General features: G+C 34.8%; 14 protein-coding genes. 10 read left to right on the top strand and 4 right to left on the bottom strand.

Going from position 1 to position 15,660, the window contains the following annotated elements; translation table 11 throughout:
- Window positions 1-11: 11 nt before the first annotated feature.
- Genes ACNC7R_RS13960 through ACNC7R_RS13945 form a run of 4 tightly spaced genes read left to right on the top strand, consistent with a single transcriptional unit; the run spans window position 12 to window position 3,507 of the window.
- Window positions 12-377, top strand: coding sequence for a response regulator (locus ACNC7R_RS13960; RefSeq protein ID WP_417941679.1), 366 nt, complete (start codon window positions 12-14; stop codon window positions 375-377).
- Window positions 378-383: 6 nt separating this feature from the next.
- Window positions 384-1,193: a CheR family methyltransferase gene (locus tag ACNC7R_RS13955; RefSeq protein ID WP_417941678.1), complete on the top strand. Its 810-nt coding sequence runs from the start codon at window positions 384-386 to the stop codon at window positions 1,191-1,193.
- Window positions 1,175-1,759 (top strand): chemotaxis protein CheB, encoded by a 585-nt coding sequence (locus tag ACNC7R_RS13950; RefSeq protein WP_417941677.1) that lies wholly within the window; start codon window positions 1,175-1,177, stop codon window positions 1,757-1,759. The genes ACNC7R_RS13955 and ACNC7R_RS13950 overlap by 19 nt, the downstream gene beginning before the upstream one ends.
- A 50-nt stretch (window positions 1,760-1,809) precedes the next feature.
- Window positions 1,810-3,507 (top strand): carbamoyltransferase, encoded by a 1,698-nt coding sequence (locus tag ACNC7R_RS13945; protein ID WP_417941676.1) that lies wholly within the window; start codon window positions 1,810-1,812, stop codon window positions 3,505-3,507.
- Window positions 3,508-3,510: 3 nt separating this feature from the next.
- On the opposite strand, the gene ACNC7R_RS13940 is transcribed toward ACNC7R_RS13945, so the two are convergent.
- From ACNC7R_RS13940 to ACNC7R_RS13930, 3 genes are read right to left on the bottom strand one after another with little or no spacing between them, the layout of a single operon-like run.
- Complete coding sequence (locus ACNC7R_RS13940; RefSeq protein ID WP_417941675.1) at window positions 3,511-4,200, bottom strand: aspartyl/asparaginyl beta-hydroxylase domain-containing protein; 690 nt, start codon at window positions 4,198-4,200, stop codon at window positions 3,511-3,513.
- Window positions 4,201-4,203: 3 nt separating this feature from the next.
- On the bottom strand, window positions 4,204-4,710 hold the full coding sequence (locus tag ACNC7R_RS13935) for a hypothetical protein (RefSeq protein ID WP_417941674.1): 507 nt from the start codon (window positions 4,708-4,710) through the stop codon (window positions 4,204-4,206).
- Window positions 4,711-4,712: 2 nt separating this feature from the next.
- Window positions 4,713-5,453, bottom strand: coding sequence for a diphthine--ammonia ligase (locus ACNC7R_RS13930; protein ID WP_417941673.1), 741 nt, complete (start codon window positions 5,451-5,453; stop codon window positions 4,713-4,715).
- 92 nt (window positions 5,454-5,545) lie between these two features.
- On the opposite strand from ACNC7R_RS13930, the gene ACNC7R_RS13925 reads away from it, so the two are divergent.
- Both ACNC7R_RS13925 and ACNC7R_RS13920 read left to right on the top strand, forming a co-directional pair.
- Window positions 5,546-7,606, top strand: a complete 2,061-nt coding sequence (locus tag ACNC7R_RS13925; RefSeq protein ID WP_417941672.1) for a M1 family metallopeptidase — start codon at window positions 5,546-5,548, stop codon at window positions 7,604-7,606.
- Window positions 7,607-7,712: 106 nt separating this feature from the next.
- On the top strand, window positions 7,713-8,612 hold the full coding sequence (locus ACNC7R_RS13920; protein ID WP_417941671.1) for a patatin-like phospholipase family protein: 900 nt from the start codon (window positions 7,713-7,715) through the stop codon (window positions 8,610-8,612).
- A 101-nt stretch (window positions 8,613-8,713) separates the two neighbouring features.
- Here the strand turns inward: ACNC7R_RS13920 and ACNC7R_RS13915 are convergent, their stop codons facing one another.
- Window positions 8,714-9,235, bottom strand: a complete 522-nt coding sequence (locus ACNC7R_RS13915; protein WP_417941670.1) for a hypothetical protein — start codon at window positions 9,233-9,235, stop codon at window positions 8,714-8,716.
- A 123-nt stretch (window positions 9,236-9,358) separates the two neighbouring features.
- Between ACNC7R_RS13915 and ACNC7R_RS13910 the strand changes: the two genes are divergently transcribed.
- The 4 genes from ACNC7R_RS13910 (at window position 9,359) to ACNC7R_RS13895 (ending at window position 15,502) form a co-directional block, all read left to right on the top strand.
- The gene (locus ACNC7R_RS13910; protein WP_417941669.1) at window positions 9,359-10,126 is read left to right on the top strand and encodes a sulfite exporter TauE/SafE family protein; all 768 of its coding nucleotides are present in this window, start codon (window positions 9,359-9,361) and stop codon (window positions 10,124-10,126) included.
- A 58-nt stretch (window positions 10,127-10,184) separates the two neighbouring features.
- Window positions 10,185-12,320: an InlB B-repeat-containing protein gene (locus ACNC7R_RS13905; RefSeq protein ID WP_417941668.1), complete on the top strand. Its 2,136-nt coding sequence runs from the start codon at window positions 10,185-10,187 to the stop codon at window positions 12,318-12,320.
- 125 nt (window positions 12,321-12,445) lie between these two features.
- Window positions 12,446-14,782 carry an ATP-dependent helicase gene (locus ACNC7R_RS13900; RefSeq protein ID WP_417941667.1) on the top strand — a complete coding sequence of 779 codons (2,337 nt, stop codon included), beginning with the start codon at window positions 12,446-12,448 and terminating at the stop codon, window positions 14,780-14,782.
- Between the two features lie 99 nt (window positions 14,783-14,881).
- Window positions 14,882-15,502: an L-threonylcarbamoyladenylate synthase gene (locus tag ACNC7R_RS13895; protein ID WP_417941666.1), complete on the top strand. Its 621-nt coding sequence runs from the start codon at window positions 14,882-14,884 to the stop codon at window positions 15,500-15,502.
- The last annotated feature ends 158 nt before the right edge of the window (window positions 15,503-15,660 follow it).

Below are 15,660 nucleotides of genomic sequence, written 5' to 3'. Positions count from 1 at the left end.
AAAGTAAAAATATGCATAAAAAAAGGGTTTTGATAGTGGATGATGATTCCAGAAATATTTTTGCTTTAGAAAACACGCTGCGTGCCAAATCGTTTGAGTGTTTATCGTGCCTAAGTGCCGAAGAAGCTTTAAAAATATTAAGTTCGGATCAAAATATAGATGCTGTTTTAATTGATATGATGATGCCTGAAATGGATGGCTACGACGCCATTCCTTTGATAAAGAATATACCTTCGCACGAATCAACTTTTGTTGTGGCAGTGACGGCTCAGGCTATGAATGGGGATAAAGAAAAATGTTTGGAGGCTGGTGCAGATGATTATATTTCTAAACCGGTAGATGTGGATAAATTGCTTTTGATGTTAAGCAGAATTTAGAATTTTATGATAGAAGATATCGAATTAGAAACCTTTATAAATGAAGTGTATGAATATTATGGTTTTGATTTTGGTAGTTATTCAAGAGCTTCGTTAAAAAGACGTGTAAACAGAATATATCAATTGGATGGATTCATTCATTTTGGTGAATTTTTATCTAAGGTCAGATACGATCCTGACTATTTCAAGCATGTTATTGATGAAATTACAGTTAATGTTACCGAAATGTTTCGGGATCCTGCTTTTTATACTGTCATCCGCAACCAGGTTCTTCCTTTATTAGGTACAAAACCTTTTATTCGTTTATGGCATGCCGGATGTTCTACTGGCGAAGAAGTGTATTCAATGGCCATTTTATTGAAGGAAACAGGGTTACTACATAAATCTCTAATTTATGCTACGGATATAAATGCAAAGGTACTTGATACAGCCAAAAAAGGAATCTTTCCATTGAGAATGATGAAGGAGTATTCAGAAAATTATCGGGATTCAGGAGGGAAAGAAGATTTCTCAAGTTATTATACGGCTAATTATGGTATTGCAAAATTTAATGAAGAACTATCTCAAAAAATGGTTTTTTCGCAGCATAATTTGGTTTCTGATACTTCATTTAATGAATTTGATATAATTTTTTGTCGTAATGTCCTGATTTATTTTGATAATGATTTACAAAAAAGAGCAATTAGTTTATTTGATGATAGTCTGGCGGTTTTAGGGTTTTTAGCTTTGGGTACAAAAGAAACCATAAAGTATTCAATAGCTCCAGGCAAGTACAAGCAATTAGATAGGGAAAAAATATGGAGAAAAATCAAGTAAATCCAGATTTTAAAGTTGTAATTATAGGAGGCTCAGCCGGAAGTTTAAATGCGCTAATGCAAATCTTACCTCAGTTGGCTGTTATTAAATCTTTTGCTCTCGTTATTGTGGTACATCGAAAAAGCACAGATGAGCAAACTTTTGAGGAACTGATTGAAATGAAATCACCTGTTAAAGTAAAAAAGGTTGAAGATAAAGTAATGTTAATACCCGGATTTATTTATATAGCTCCGTCAAATTATCATTTATTATTTGAAAAAAATCAGACGCTGTCACTTGATACCTCTGAAAAAGTAAATTACAGCAGACCAAGTATTGATGTGTCGTTTGAGTCAGCTGCTGAGATATATAAAAAACAGCTAACAGGGATTTTGTTGTCTGGTTCAAATTCCGACGGGACAGAAGGATTAAAAGCGATTAAAAATCAAGGAGGAACTATAATTGTCCAGAATCCGGATTCTGCTGACATGCCATTTATGCCCAATCATGCTATCCAGAATACAGTGCCAGATCATGTTTTAAATATTCAGGAAATTCTACAGTTTATTCTTTCAATTGATGATTAAGTTTAATTATTTTAGTGGTTTAAAAAGTAAACTATAAAAATCTTGACTTAATGAATTCACCTGTTTATGTTCTAGGTACCGGACTTTCGCACAACGGATCGGCAGTTTTATTAAAAGATGGACGTGTTTGTGTAGGGATTGAAAAAGAACGGCTCAGCCGCATTAAACATGATGGTGGAAATGATAATCTTGCAATCCAGTATTGCCTGGATGCCGAGGGGATTCAGCTAAAAGATATTTCGCTTGTAGTACAGTGTGCAAATTTCGACATCCCGAATCGCAATCAGTTTAAAGGAAAAAGACTTTTTGCAGAAGTACCCGATTTGAAAATAGTTGATATTTCACACCATCTGGCTCATGCCTACAGCGCTGTCGGAACTTGTCCTTTTTCTGAATGTGCCGTCATGGTAATAGATGGCTGCGGGAGCCCGCTTGACCAGTTTCTAAAATTGCATCCTGAACAAAAAGAATATGTAAGCCCTGAATTTCTTGATGAAATTCAGATGGTGTGCGAAAAAGACAGTTTTTACCATTTTGACGGGCAAAAATTAACACCTTTGATTAAGGATTTTAGTAAAATGGCTGAAAAATCAGGCGGTTTATTTTCACTTCCTACTACACAGCATTCTATAGGAGGGTTCTATGCTTCTGTAAGCTATTACGTTTTTGGTGATATGGATGATGTGGGTAAATTAATGGGACTTGCTCCATTTGGAAAATCAGGAATCTATGATTTTGAAGCTTTTCAATTTAAATCCGGGAATCTGTTTGTAAATGAAGACTGGAAAAATCAGTTTACAAATCCGTCAGAAGGGTATGAGTATTTCAAAAACAACTTTGAATATTACGCCAATGTAGCCAAATGGGCTCAGGAACAGGTAGAAAAAGCAGTTTTAAAGTGTATTTATAACCGTCTGGCACAATTTCCTCATAAAAAGCTATGTTATTCTGGCGGAGTTGCTCTTAATGCAGTGGCAAATGCAAAACTTCAGGATAGTAAAATAGCTGAAAACATTTATTTTGAACCCGCAGCAGCAGATAATGGTCTGGCACTTGGCTGTGCATTTTATGGCTGGCTGGAATATTTGAAGATGCCAAAGGTTGCCCATGACGGAAATACCTGCTTTGGCAAAACGTATAGCAATCCTGAAATTGAGTCAGCATTTGAAAAGTGCGAATATAAAAAATACAATCCTAAAAAGTTTTCTGATGAAAATGATTTGGTAAAGTATTGTGCGGAAAAATTAAATGAAGGAAAAACAATTGCCTGGTTTCAGTCAGGATCAGAATTTGGACCTCGTTCTTTAGGAAGAAGAAGTATTTTAGCACATCCGGGAATTGAAGGCATGAAAGATCATATCAATCTGAATATTAAATTCAGAGAAGATTTTCGCCCTTTTGCGCCGGCGATTTTAAAAGAAAAAGTACATGAATATTTTTTGCATGGAAGAAATAGTCCCTACATGATTTTAGTGGATAAAACAAAGCCCGAACAACTCGAACAACTTAAAAACGTTACACACCGCGACGGATCTGCTAGAGTTCAGACAGTTGAAGAAAGCTGGAATACAAAATTTGCAAAGTTGCTTGCTGCATTTTATAAACAAAGCAGAATACCTGTTTTACTCAATACAAGCCTCAATAAAAAAGGGATGCCAATTGTTGAAACACCCGAAGAAGCACTTCATTTATTCGAAATTACAGCTTTAGATATTTTAGTGATTGAAAATTATGTAATTGAAAAATAACAGCTATTCTAAATCTTTCAATATAGTATCTAAATTTGGCAGGTTCATACGTCTCAGTTCAGCAATTATAAGCTGTTTCTCTTTTTCAGAAGTTTGTGCAGGTGGACGTATAAATTCATTTTGACTGGCATGCTTAAAAAATAAATTATCGGTCCAGTCATTTCGAAGTCCGTCAATAACCAGATGAATTCTGTCTTCAGTTCCGCGATTGGCTACCGAATGGGTGAAATTAGCATCAATATACCAGCATTCTCCTTCGTTCATAATCAAGCGGTTTCCGTCTAAAATGAATTCAACTGCGCTATTGGTAATAATTGGAATATGCAGTCTGAAACATCCGTCTTCATATCCCAGGCAATTATCAGTATGTGGTTTCACTTCGGCACCAACATCTAATTTCAGCAACCTGACAGCGGTTTTTTCAAATAAAAAACTATCCAAAATTTCCTGGAAATAAGTACAAGATGCCAGAATTTCGGTAGACACTAGTTTTTCATCACCTTGTGGAAGTGCAAAAATAGAATCGGATTTTCCATTTTGTGACATTAAGGCAATCGAAGTCCATTTTCCGGAATAATCATTTGTATTGTAGTGGTTTGTCCATTTTTTATTAATGATTTTTCGAACATCCGCTTTAAGTCTTTCAGGATCAAAAAACATCGGGAATTTTATTGAGCGTACTAATTTATCCATAATTTAATCTCTTAACCATTTGACCATTTTAGGAAAAGGTTCTTTGCCTTCTTTTTCAGCATTTACTTTTCCTAAGGCAAGTCCGGCCCACTCCAGAAAAGGTAATCCGATATAATTTTCATTGGTAAAATTTGAAATGAGCCATTCTGATTCATTTTTGTATCCGTTTGGATGGAATACAAATTCAACAGGTAATTCTAAATGTTTTGCAGCTGCAAAAGACCATAGAATGGCACCCAATTCTTCTCCCTGAGAAGGCCAGTCAGCAGCCATTTCATCTGTACCAGCAATTTTTCTTTCTGCTGAAGTTGTTACGGCCAAATGTCCGGCTTCATGAAGGATATCACCCGGATACAATAATTTTTCAAAATCAATATAAAGGCAGTTTGGTCCTAAACTCAATCCTGGTAAAAAGCAATTTTCCAGCTGTTTTTCGATAATATCAATTCCGATTTCGTTTAAAAATAAAAGAACTTTTTCTAATTCGGCAGATTGTTTTTCTACGATCATAATTATTTCGGGATTAAGTCAGTATACCAGAATCCGTAATCAAAAGCATCTGATTTATTGGTGTCACAGGCGGTATTTGAGGATTCTGTTTTTGGTTTTTCATATTTTCGATATACGGTTTCTCCAATTTCAAAATTGATGTCCTTAGAAAAAATGGGACCGTCAAAAGTAAAAGTATGAAACTCACCGTTTTCGCCACAAACATCAACATTTTCAGGTAAATCCTTTATAAAATCCTGATCTATAATGCGACCGACAAAACTTTTATCCAGATAGCGTTCATTTACACAGACTACAATTGTTTTGAATCCTAAACCAATGAATTCCTGAATCAAATCGGAAGTCGGGATTTTCCAGATGGGAAAAACACCTTCAAAACCCATTTTGGCTAATTTATCTTCGCGGTATTCTCGTAAATCTTCTAAAAAAATATCCCCAAAAACAGAATGGGTAATGCCTTCATTTTTCAACTGGGATAAAGTTTCAGTCATGACATCTTCATACACTTCCATAGTTGGCATTTCCGGAATCTGCATTATTTTCAATGGCAAACCAATGCTTTTGGCTTGTGCTTTGAGTAATTCTACACGAACACCATGCATTGAAATTCGTTGATATTGCTGATTGACACTTGTTAGCAAACATTCAATTTTATAATCAGGATTCTGAAGAATTTTATATAAAGCGAGGGCAGAATCTTTTCCGCTGCTCCAGTTGAATAAGGCTTTTTTAGGTGTTGACACGTTCTTGTATTTTCTAATGTAAACATACAAATTTCATTCGATTTGTTGATGAAACCTTTGTAACTTTGGATTTTGCCTTCAAATTTATTTCAATGAAATACATCTTATTATTTTTCATCTCCTTCGGTTTTGCACAACAAACTCAATTTGTTGATTTTAAATCGGTTTCCGCACAATTAAAATTAAATGCCAGTGAAAAATCGGTTTCAGGTTTGGTTAATTATCATTTTAAAGTTTTAAGACCAATCGATACTATAAAGATTGATGCGAAAAATATGGAATTTTCCAAAGTAGCAATCAATCAGAGAGAAGTGGTTTTTATCAATACAGGCAAGCAATTGCAAATCGTTGATCATTTTAAGGAAGGCGAAAATCAATTGACTTTTGAATATGTTGTAAAGCCTAAACAGGCTTTGTATTTTGTAGATGTTGAAAATGCCGAGGTACAAGTCTGGACACAAGGGCAGGGAAGATACACGAGTAACTGGTTTCCGAGTTTTGATGATGTGAATGAAAAATTGGTTTTTAACCTCGGAATTTCCTATGATAAAAACTATCAGGTTATCTCCAACGGGATTTTAAAAGAAAAGGCAGAAGAAAATAATCAGTTTCACTGGCAATATCAGATGGAAAAGCCAATGAGTTCTTATTTATTGATGTTGGCGATTGGGAAATTTGATAAAAAAGAATTCAGATCAAAATCTAAAATTCCGCTTGAATATTATCTGGAACCTAAAGATGCAGACCGTTTTGAACCGACATATCGTTATTCAAAGCGTATTTTTGACTTTTTAGAGAAAGAAATAGGAGTAAAATACCCATGGAAAATCAACAGACAAATTCCGGTTCGGGATTTTTTGTATGCCGGAATGGAAAATACGACCACAACACTTTTTGCTACGCGCTATGTCGTAGATTCTATAGGTTTTGAAGACCGAAACTATACTAATGTTGATGCACATGAGCTGGCACATCATTGGTTTGGAGATCTGATTACTGCTGAGAGCAGTACGCATCATTGGCTTCAGGAAGGTTTTGCAACGTATTATGCCTTATTGGCCGAAAAAGAAATTTATGGCGACGATTATTTTTATTCTAAATTATACGATACGGCCCAACAGCTCAAATTTGCTTCCAGAACCGATTCAATTCCGGTTTTGAATCCCAAAGCCAGTTCACTGACTTTTTACGAAAAAGGAGCCTGGGCGTTATTTGTTTTGCATGAATCAATTGGTGATAAAGCCTTTAAAAAGGCTATAAAAAGCTATTTAAAGAAGTATGCTTATCAAACGGTAAATACACAGGATTTTTTTAACGAAATTAAAAAAGTATCTGATTTTGACTTGGATAAATTTCAGAAAACATGGCTGGAAACTACTGCTTTTGATACTCCAACGGCAAATGCTTTACTGAGTAAAAATAAAGCAATTCAGGAACGTTTGGAAATTGATAAGCTTAAAAAAGCACCCTTGGCAGAAAAGCAGGGTTATTTTTTGAAGGTTTTAAATTCTGATGCTTATCAGTCTGTAAAAATATCCGTTGTCGATCAAATTGCAGCCGAAAAATATGAAGCTAAAAAAACACTTTTAACCGCAGCTTTGCGAACACAAAATATTAAAGTTCGTCAGGCAGTTGCTGAGAATTTATCGAAAATCCCGGAAGATTTTAGGGTAGAATATGAAACTTTGCTAGGAGATAAATCCTATCAGACACAGGAAATAGCGCTGTATTTTTTGTGGAAGAATTTTCCAGAAAACAGAACAGTCTATCTTGATAAAACAAAAAACTGGATTGGTTTTAATGATTATAATCTTCGTACCCTATGGCTTTCATTGGCATTATCCACAGAAAATTACAGCAATAATCCTGAGATTTTGATTTCAGAATTAATTGCTTTTTCATCTGTAAAGTATGAGGCCACAACCAGACAAAATGCTTTAGAAAAATTAATTGCATTTAAAATTATTAACGATCAGGTGCTGAGTAATTTAGTTGGCGCGACAACACATCATATGTGGCAATTTTCGAAATTTGGAAGAGAAACGATTCGATTGTTATTAAAAAATTCTGAAATGCGTGCTTTGTTTGAAAGAATTTTGCCTAATTTGACCCCCGATGAACAATTTCAATTGAATCGTTTATTGAAAGAATAAAATAGTGATGAAGCATAGATATATAGAAGAAAAAAAACAAGATACAAGAATGCAAAAATCTTTATTCTATTTTCTTTGTTCTAAAAACAAAACCTACAATTAATTTATGAGAGCATTGGTTATTTCCGGTGGCGGCAGTAAAGGCGCATTTGCCGGCGGTGTTGCACAATATTTATTAGAAGTAAAAAAACATCAATACGATTTATTTCTTGGCACTTCAACCGGAAGTTTATTGATTCCGCATCTCGCACTCGGAAATATTGAGCAGATTCACTCGATTTACACCAATGTTAGCATGTCTAAAATATTTAATATTTGTCCTTTTGTAGTCAAAGTTAAAAACGGGGTAGATATTGTAACCATTAATCACTTTAATGTAATCCGTCAGTTTTTTAAGGGAAAAAGAACATTTGGGGAAAGTAAGGGATTGAGTAAATATATTAGAAGTAATTTCACTTTATCTGATTTCAATCAGTTGAAAAAACTTAAAAAGGATGTTGTCGTTACTGTAACCAATTTTACAAAAAACGAAGCCGAATATAAATCGATTAAGGAATGTACTTATGAAGAGTTTTGTGACTGGTCCTGGATTTCGAGTAATTATGTCCCTTTTATGAGTCTTGTTGAAAAAAACAACTGCGAATATGGGGATGGCGGTTTCTCAAGTCTGGTTCCTATCCGGGAAGCAATCAACCGCGGAGCAACAGAAATCGACGTCATTATTCTGGAAACAGAAGTCAACATGGAGAAAACGGTTATTGGTAAAAATCCATTTTCATTGATGATTGATTTGTTTAGAATTGCTTTGGATCAGGTTGAAAAACATGATATTGCTATAGGGAAACTAATAGCAAATAATAAAAATGTAAAACTTAATTTATACTACACACCTACCAAACTGACGAATAATGCTTTGATTTTTAATAAAGAAGTAATGAAAACCTGGTGGGAGCAGGGATATGAATATGCTCAGAATAAGTCTGAGATTATGAGTGATAATAAGTAGTCTTTTAGTCCCTAGTTATTAGCAGTTAGTCTTTTGTTTTTAAAAAAGAGACATTAATGACTAAAGGACTAAAAAACTAAGGACTAAGTACTAATAAAATATTACCAAAGCTCTGCAACCTCATTTTTGATAAATCCCAAAGCCGCGTTGCTAGGTGATTGTTTTTCTAATAAATCATTTAAAATTACTTCGCGCAATTTATCAGCATTTTCTACACGGTCACTCATGGCAGCTTTACGAATCATTTGTATAGTCGAGTTTTTAGCAGTAGTAATAATAGTCCAGCATTCATCAGACATATAAATCTGCTGAGTTAAGTTATGCTCAAATTCCTGTTCGATCTGGTCAATGATGAAATTTTCATAATCGTGTTTTTGCTGTGAAATTGGTGCAACACGAATTAATAATTTTGTCAGGTTGATACGTTCTAAAAATAAAGTCATACGTTCGTATGCCTGTAAACGAATTGGTAAAGATTGTTTTTGGTATTCTCTGCTTAATAAAAAAGCACGTTTTTTGTCGTTATTTTTAATATGCAGCTCAAAAAAACGGTAAGCCACAAATCCGGTAACAATGGCTGGTAAGGTATAACTCGCTAATTCTATAATTCGTGTAAAATCCATTTCAATATTTTTTAGGCAAAAATATACTTTTTGACGAGAAATCCGCTTTAAATTTTCAGCAATAAACAAAATGGAAGATGTATTTTTGCAACTTGTTTTTTAAACAGATCAAATACGATTTTAATGGATTCCTATAGTATATTTTTTCTTTGTCTGGCTGCATTTGCAGCAGGTTTTATTGATGCAATTGTGGGCGGCGGCGGACTGATTCAAACTCCAATGGGCTTGGTTTTATTACCTAATCTGCCTGTTTCTACAGTTATAGGAACATTAAAGATTCCAGCTTTTAGCGGAACTGCTTTTGCTGCTTTTCAATACCTTAAAAATGTCATCATTCAGTGGCGGTTATTAATAATAATGATGTGCCTGGCTGTTCCATCAGCTTTTTTGGGTTCGACCATTTTAACTCTTGTGAGCAATGATTTTATGAAACCGCTTTTACTGGTGGTTTTATCTTTATTGTTTGTATATACTTATTCAAAGAAAAACTTTGGTCAGCATGTGGCTAAAGATCATTCTCCATCAGTCCAGATTATGTATGCCGTTGTAATTAGTATCATTATTGGTTTTTATGACGGATTCATTGGTCCGGGAACCGGCAGTTTTTTTGTGGTTGCTTTTATCGCCTTATTAGGGTTTGACTTTTTACACGCTTCTGCAAATGCTAAAATGGTAAATCTGGCAACCAATTTTGGTTCGATTTGTTTGTTTATGATTAAAGGAAAAATTATCTGGAGCATTGCAATTCCGATGGCTGTCAGTAATGGAATTGGAGGCTGGCTTGGTGCAAAACTGGCCATCAACAAAGGAAATGGTTTTATCAGGATTTTCTTTTTGGTCGTTGTTGTAGGAACTTTGATTCGGTTTGCTTATGATGTTTTTTACAAATAATTTTAGCAGAAAAACAATGACAGCATGATTAAATATAAACCAAAGGCAGTATTAAGAAATGAAAAATAAATTAGGCGTCTTATTTTGTGGTTTATTACTTTTCCCACTTTTCATGTTTTCTCAAATCTATGTTTCTCCGGCAGGAAAATTGGATAATGATGGATCCATTGGAAGTCCGACAACCCTTCAGAACGCTATTCATACAGTTGCCCCGGGCCAAACGATTTATATTCGTGGCGGGATTTATTCGATCGCTTCAACTATTCTTATTACCAGAGAAAATAGCGGATCTGTCGGGAAATTTAAGCGAATAGAGGCATATAATGATGAAACCCCAATTCTTGATTTTTCGGCACAAAGGGAAAGTAACGAAAATAAAGGAATTGTTCTGGATGGATTCTATTGGTATTTTAAAGGAATAACGATTAGAAAGGCTGGGGACAATGGCATGCTTCTTTCCGGAAATAACAATATAATAGACAATTGTATTTTTGAAAAAAACAGAGACAGCGGTCTTCAGATTAGCAGATATTTTGCTGCTTACACATCAATTGAGCAATGGCCTTCCAATAATTTAATCCTGAACTGCGAATCTTTTGATAATAAAGATTCATTAGCAGAAAATGCAGATGGATTTGCTGCAAAGTTAACTTGCGGACATGGTAATGTTTTTCGTGGATGCATTTCACACAATAATAGTGATGATGGATGGGATTTGTACACCAAGAAAAAAACAGGACCAATTGGTGCCATACTATTCGAAAATTGTGTTGCCTATAATAATGGAACACTCACAAATGGCAGTACGACAATAACCGGCGATAAAAATGGTTTTAAATTAGGCGGAGAAGGAATTCCTGTAAATCATATTCTGAGACGTTGTATCGCTTTTGGAAACGGGCAGCATGGCTTTACGGACAACAATAATCTGGGGGCCATTGAGATGACCAACAATACTTCTTACAATAATAAAAGTAACGGATTTAGTTTTCGTCCGGGAGGGAAACATCAATTTAGAAATAATATCTCTTACAAATCATTTAAGGATAAAAACTTTGTTAAAGATGTCGAAAATTCAAATGTTTGGTGGATTAAAGGAAGTACTAATGGTAGATCACCTGCGCTTGTAATCAGCGATGATGATTTTGTTTCTTTGGAAGAACCTGCTGTTCTTAAAAATGAAGATGGAAGCCCTAATTTAGGTGATTTTTTAGCATTGAAAGCAAACAGTGATTTTATAGACGCAGGAGTACAGGCAAACGGAATAGAGTTTAGCGGAACTGCGCCAGATCTTGGAGCAAGGGAGTCAGGATCTCAGCAAACAACAGATTTTGTATTAAAAGTCATAGGAAAACCAATTGCCGGAGGAACAGTGACTGTTAGTCCCGTTAAAAAAAGTTATGAGGCAGGAGAGGTTGTAACCCTGAACGCAATGCCATCTTCTGGTTATACATTTAAATCATGGAATGACGGGACAACTGCAGCCACTACAACGGTTAAAATGGATGCCAATAAAACGATTACGGCAAATTTTAAAGGTACATTACCGGCTGCTTATATTTTGACAACATCTGTTAGTCCAATTGAAGGCGGAACAATTGTAATTAATCCAAATAAAGAAACTTATACGGAAGAAGAACAGGTAACTCTTAAAGCAATTCCTTCAAAAGGATATGAATTAAAATCATGGAGTAATGGCAGCAACGAAGAAACTACCACAATTTCAATGACTAGTGATACAGGTATTATGGCAAATTTTGTCGAAAAAATTGAAGGTACTCATACGTTAAGAATTGAAGAATCAGCTTTGGGATATTGCGCTTATGATGGAATCATTGCAATTAATTCAAGTGCAGACAATAAAAAAGTTACCAATATTACCGATGCTCCTGGTAAAGGAATAAATTATAGTATTAAAGTCCCAATCTCTGGTTTTTACACAATTTTATTTCGATACGTTCACAGAGGCAAAGCTACATCAGCAAAACTTAAGATAAACGAAACCGAAATGGTGGATTTGCTATTTCCTTTAACATCAAGTACCACAAAGTTTACAACGACAGAACCTACAAAAATTAAATTGAACAAAGGTGTAAATACAATTCGGTTAGAGACTATTGATGCATTGCCCTTTGCAAATATAGACTGGATGGAAATTACAGGAGGAGCACCAATGGCCGAATCTTGTTATTAAAATGCAATTTACTTATTGTGAAGTGAATTTATTTTGTCTTTTTTATTTTAAGTCAAGTTTGATTTTTACAGAATTAAAATACTATGAGTTTAATTCTTATTTTTGCATAAAAGGAGAACAATTTCATGCAAAATTATATTGACCAGCTCAACGAAGCACAACGACAGCCTGTTTTACAAAAAGATGGGCCAATGATTATTATAGCAGGTGCAGGTTCGGGAAAAACGCGTGTTTTAACAATTAGAATTGCTTATTTGATGCATCAGGGAGTTGATGCTTTCAATATTTTATCGCTTACATTTACGAATAAGGCTGCCCGCGAAATGAAGCACAGGATTTCTTCTATTGTAGGAGCCAGTGAAGCGAAAAATCTGTGGATGGGAACTTTTCACTCTATTTTTGCGCGTATTCTTCGTTCAGAGTCCGAACATTTGGGATACCCTTCCAATTTTACCATTTATGACTCTCAGGATTCGGCAAGGCTGATTTCTTCTATTATAAAAGAAATGCAGTTGGATCGTGATATTTATAAACCGAAACAAGTTTTAGGACGAATTTCTACGTATAAAAATAGTTTGATTACCGTAAAAGCGTATTTTAATAATCCTGAATTGATGGAAGCGGACGCAATGTCAAAAAAACCTCGTTTAGGCGAAATCTATCAGCAATATGTAGAACGCTGTTTTAAAGCCGGAGCAATGGATTTTGATGATTTGTTATTGAAAACCAATGAATTACTGACGCGTTTTCCTGAAGTTTTGGCGAAATATCAAAATCGTTTCCGATATATTCTGGTTGATGAGTACCAGGATACGAACCACTCTCAATATTTAATTGTCCGGGCTCTGTCAGATAAGTTTCAGAATATTTGTGTAGTTGGTGATGATGCGCAGAGTATTTATGCTTTCCGTGGGGCAAACATCAATAATATCCTGAATTTCCAAAAGGACTATGAAGGGGTGAAAATGTTTCGCTTGGAGCAAAATTACCGTTCGACACGAAATATTGTGGAAGCAGCAAATACTGTAATGGAACATAATAAAACCAAACTGGACAAGGTTGTCTGGACAGCAAATGAGTTTGGTCCGAAAATAAAAGTCCACAGAAGTTTGACAGATGCTGAAGAAGGGCGTTTTGTTGCCAGTACGATTTTCGAACAAAAAATGCAGCATCAGTTGCATAATGGCGCTTTTGCAATTTTATATCGTACGAATGCACAATCACGTGCCATGGAGGATGCTTTAAGAAAAAGGGATATTCCATATCGAATTTATGGCGGGCTTTCCTTTTACCAGCGTAAGGAAATTAAAGATGTTTTATGCTATCTCCGTCTGGTAATTAATCCAAAAGATGAAGAAGCACTGATTCGTGTTATCAATTATCCCGCACGTGGAATTGGCGATACAACTGTTGAAAAGCTTACTATCGCTGCCAATCATTACAAACGTTCGATTTGGGAAGTAATGGTGAATATTGATAAAATCGATTTAAAACTGAATGCAGGTACCAAAAACAAACTGAATGATTTTGTAACCATGATTCAGAGTTTTCAGGTTATTAACGAAAATCAGGATGCTTTTTATATTACTGATCATGTTGCCAAAAAAACAGGTTTAGTTCAGGAACTGAAAAAAGATGCTACACCGGAAGGAATGGCGAAAATCCAGAACATTGAAGAGCTTTTAAATGGTATTAAAGATTTTACAGAAGGGCAAAAAGAAATTGACGGTGCAAGAGGTGCTTTATCTGAATTTATGGAAGATGTTGCTTTGGCGACCGATTTGGATAAGGACACATCAGATGAAGACCGCGTGGCCTTAATGACAATTCACCTGGCAAAAGGATTGGAATTTCCTCATGTTTTTGTGGTGGGAATGGAAGAAGATTTGTTTCCGAGTGCCATGAGTATGAGTACAAGGAGTGAATTAGAAGAAGAACGCCGATTATTTTATGTAGCATTGACACGAGCAGAGCATCAGGCCTATCTGACTTACGCACAATCACGTTACCGTTGGGGAAAACTGACAGATAGTGAACCTTCTCGTTTTATCGAAGAAATAGACGGTCAATATTTAGAATATTTAACGCCTTCAGAAAGTAATTATCGTTATAAACCAACCATTGACAGCGATATTTTTGGAGATGTGGATAAATCGAAATTGCGTTTATCGAAACCGATTGGCACTACGCCTCCTAAACATATTACAGCTAACAGTCCGAAACCGGATTTAAACATCAGAAAGTTAAAACCTGTTGCAGGAAATAATCCAAATACTGGTTCAGCAAACTTATTCGATAACAAACTCACTATAGGCAATATAGTAATGCATGAACGTTTTGGAAAAGGTCAGATTATAAATTTAGAAGGTGTCGGAGCTGATAAAAAAGCCGAAATAAAATTTGAGGTAGGGGGAATCAAGAAGTTACTTTTAAGGTTTGCTAAACTGGATGTAGTAGGATAAAAAATTAAAATTTATAATTACACCTCATAAATATGAAACATGAAAAGTAAAAATTATAATGTTTTAAGGCTGTATAAAATCTAACTTTAAACAAAAAATATGGCCGAATTTATAAAAATATACCCTGACAAACCTAGTGAAGCTGCAATCGCAAAAGTAGTGAAAGTACTTCAGAATGGTGGATTAGTTATTTACCCAACAGACACTGTTTACGGTTTGGGTTGTGATATTACCAATTCTCGGGCTTTAGAAAAGATTGCAAAAATTAAAGGAGTAAAATTAGAAAAAGCAAATTTCTCTTTTATCTGTCATGACTTGAGTAATTTATCAGATTATGTGAGACAGATTGATACTTCTACTTTTAAAATATTAAAAAGAGCACTGCCAGGTCCTTATACCTTTATTTTACCGGGTAATAATAATTTACCTAAAGAGTTTAAAAAGAAAACAACTGTAGGGATACGTGTTCCGGATAATAATATTATTCTGGAAATTGTACGGCAATTAGGCAATCCTGTGGTATCTACTTCAATACGGGATGAAGATGATGTAATTGAATACACAACTGATCCGGAATTGATTTTTGAGAAATGGCAGAATCTTGTCGATATGGTGATTGATGGAGGTTATGGTGATAATGTTGGTTCTACAATCATAGATTTGTCTGAACATGAGCCGATAATTATAAGACAAGGAAAAGGAGATATTGATGTTTTGTAAAAAAATACTTTAACAGAGTGACTATTCAAAAATATTAAGTAATTTTAGAATTAGTTAAATTTAGTTAGTTAATTAAAAAAAGTGATGTCCTTGTATCGGTTAGGATAAAAAAAGCAGGTCTTAAATGAACCTGCTTTTTTGTAAAATAATATGATGCT

The organism is Flavobacterium adiutor (assembly GCF_048282555.1).
Lineage (GTDB): Bacteria > Bacteroidota > Bacteroidia > Flavobacteriales > Flavobacteriaceae > Flavobacterium.
This window is presented reverse-complemented; position numbering and strand designations above follow the sequence as displayed.

Excerpts from the sequence above, each read along its gene's own strand:
- ACNC7R_RS13910 (WP_417941669.1), top strand. The coding sequence starts at position 9,359 with ATGGATTCCTATAGTATATTTTTTCTTTGTCTGGCTGCATTTGCAGCA.
- ACNC7R_RS13895 (WP_417941666.1), top strand. The coding sequence starts at position 14,882 with ATGGCCGAATTTATAAAAATATACCCTGACAAACCTAGTGAAGCTGCA.
- ACNC7R_RS13905 (WP_417941668.1), top strand. The coding sequence starts at position 10,185 with ATGAAAAATAAATTAGGCGTCTTATTTTGTGGTTTATTACTTTTCCCA.
- ACNC7R_RS13920 (WP_417941671.1), top strand. The coding sequence starts at position 7,713 with ATGAGAGCATTGGTTATTTCCGGTGGCGGCAGTAAAGGCGCATTTGCC.
- ACNC7R_RS13925 (WP_417941672.1), top strand. The coding sequence starts at position 5,546 with ATGAAATACATCTTATTATTTTTCATCTCCTTCGGTTTTGCACAACAA.
- ACNC7R_RS13900 (WP_417941667.1), top strand. The coding sequence starts at position 12,446 with ATGCAAAATTATATTGACCAGCTCAACGAAGCACAACGACAGCCTGTT.
- ACNC7R_RS13945 (WP_417941676.1), top strand. The coding sequence starts at position 1,810 with ATGAATTCACCTGTTTATGTTCTAGGTACCGGACTTTCGCACAACGGA.
- ACNC7R_RS13940 (WP_417941675.1), bottom strand. The coding sequence starts at position 4,200 with ATGGATAAATTAGTACGCTCAATAAAATTCCCGATGTTTTTTGATCCT.
- ACNC7R_RS13950 (WP_417941677.1), top strand. The coding sequence starts at position 1,175 with ATGGAGAAAAATCAAGTAAATCCAGATTTTAAAGTTGTAATTATAGGA.
- ACNC7R_RS13915 (WP_417941670.1), bottom strand. The coding sequence starts at position 9,235 with ATGGATTTTACACGAATTATAGAATTAGCGAGTTATACCTTACCAGCC.
- ACNC7R_RS13960 (WP_417941679.1), top strand. The coding sequence starts at position 12 with ATGCATAAAAAAAGGGTTTTGATAGTGGATGATGATTCCAGAAATATT.
- ACNC7R_RS13935 (WP_417941674.1), bottom strand. The coding sequence starts at position 4,710 with ATGATCGTAGAAAAACAATCTGCCGAATTAGAAAAAGTTCTTTTATTT.
- ACNC7R_RS13955 (WP_417941678.1), top strand. The coding sequence starts at position 384 with ATGATAGAAGATATCGAATTAGAAACCTTTATAAATGAAGTGTATGAA.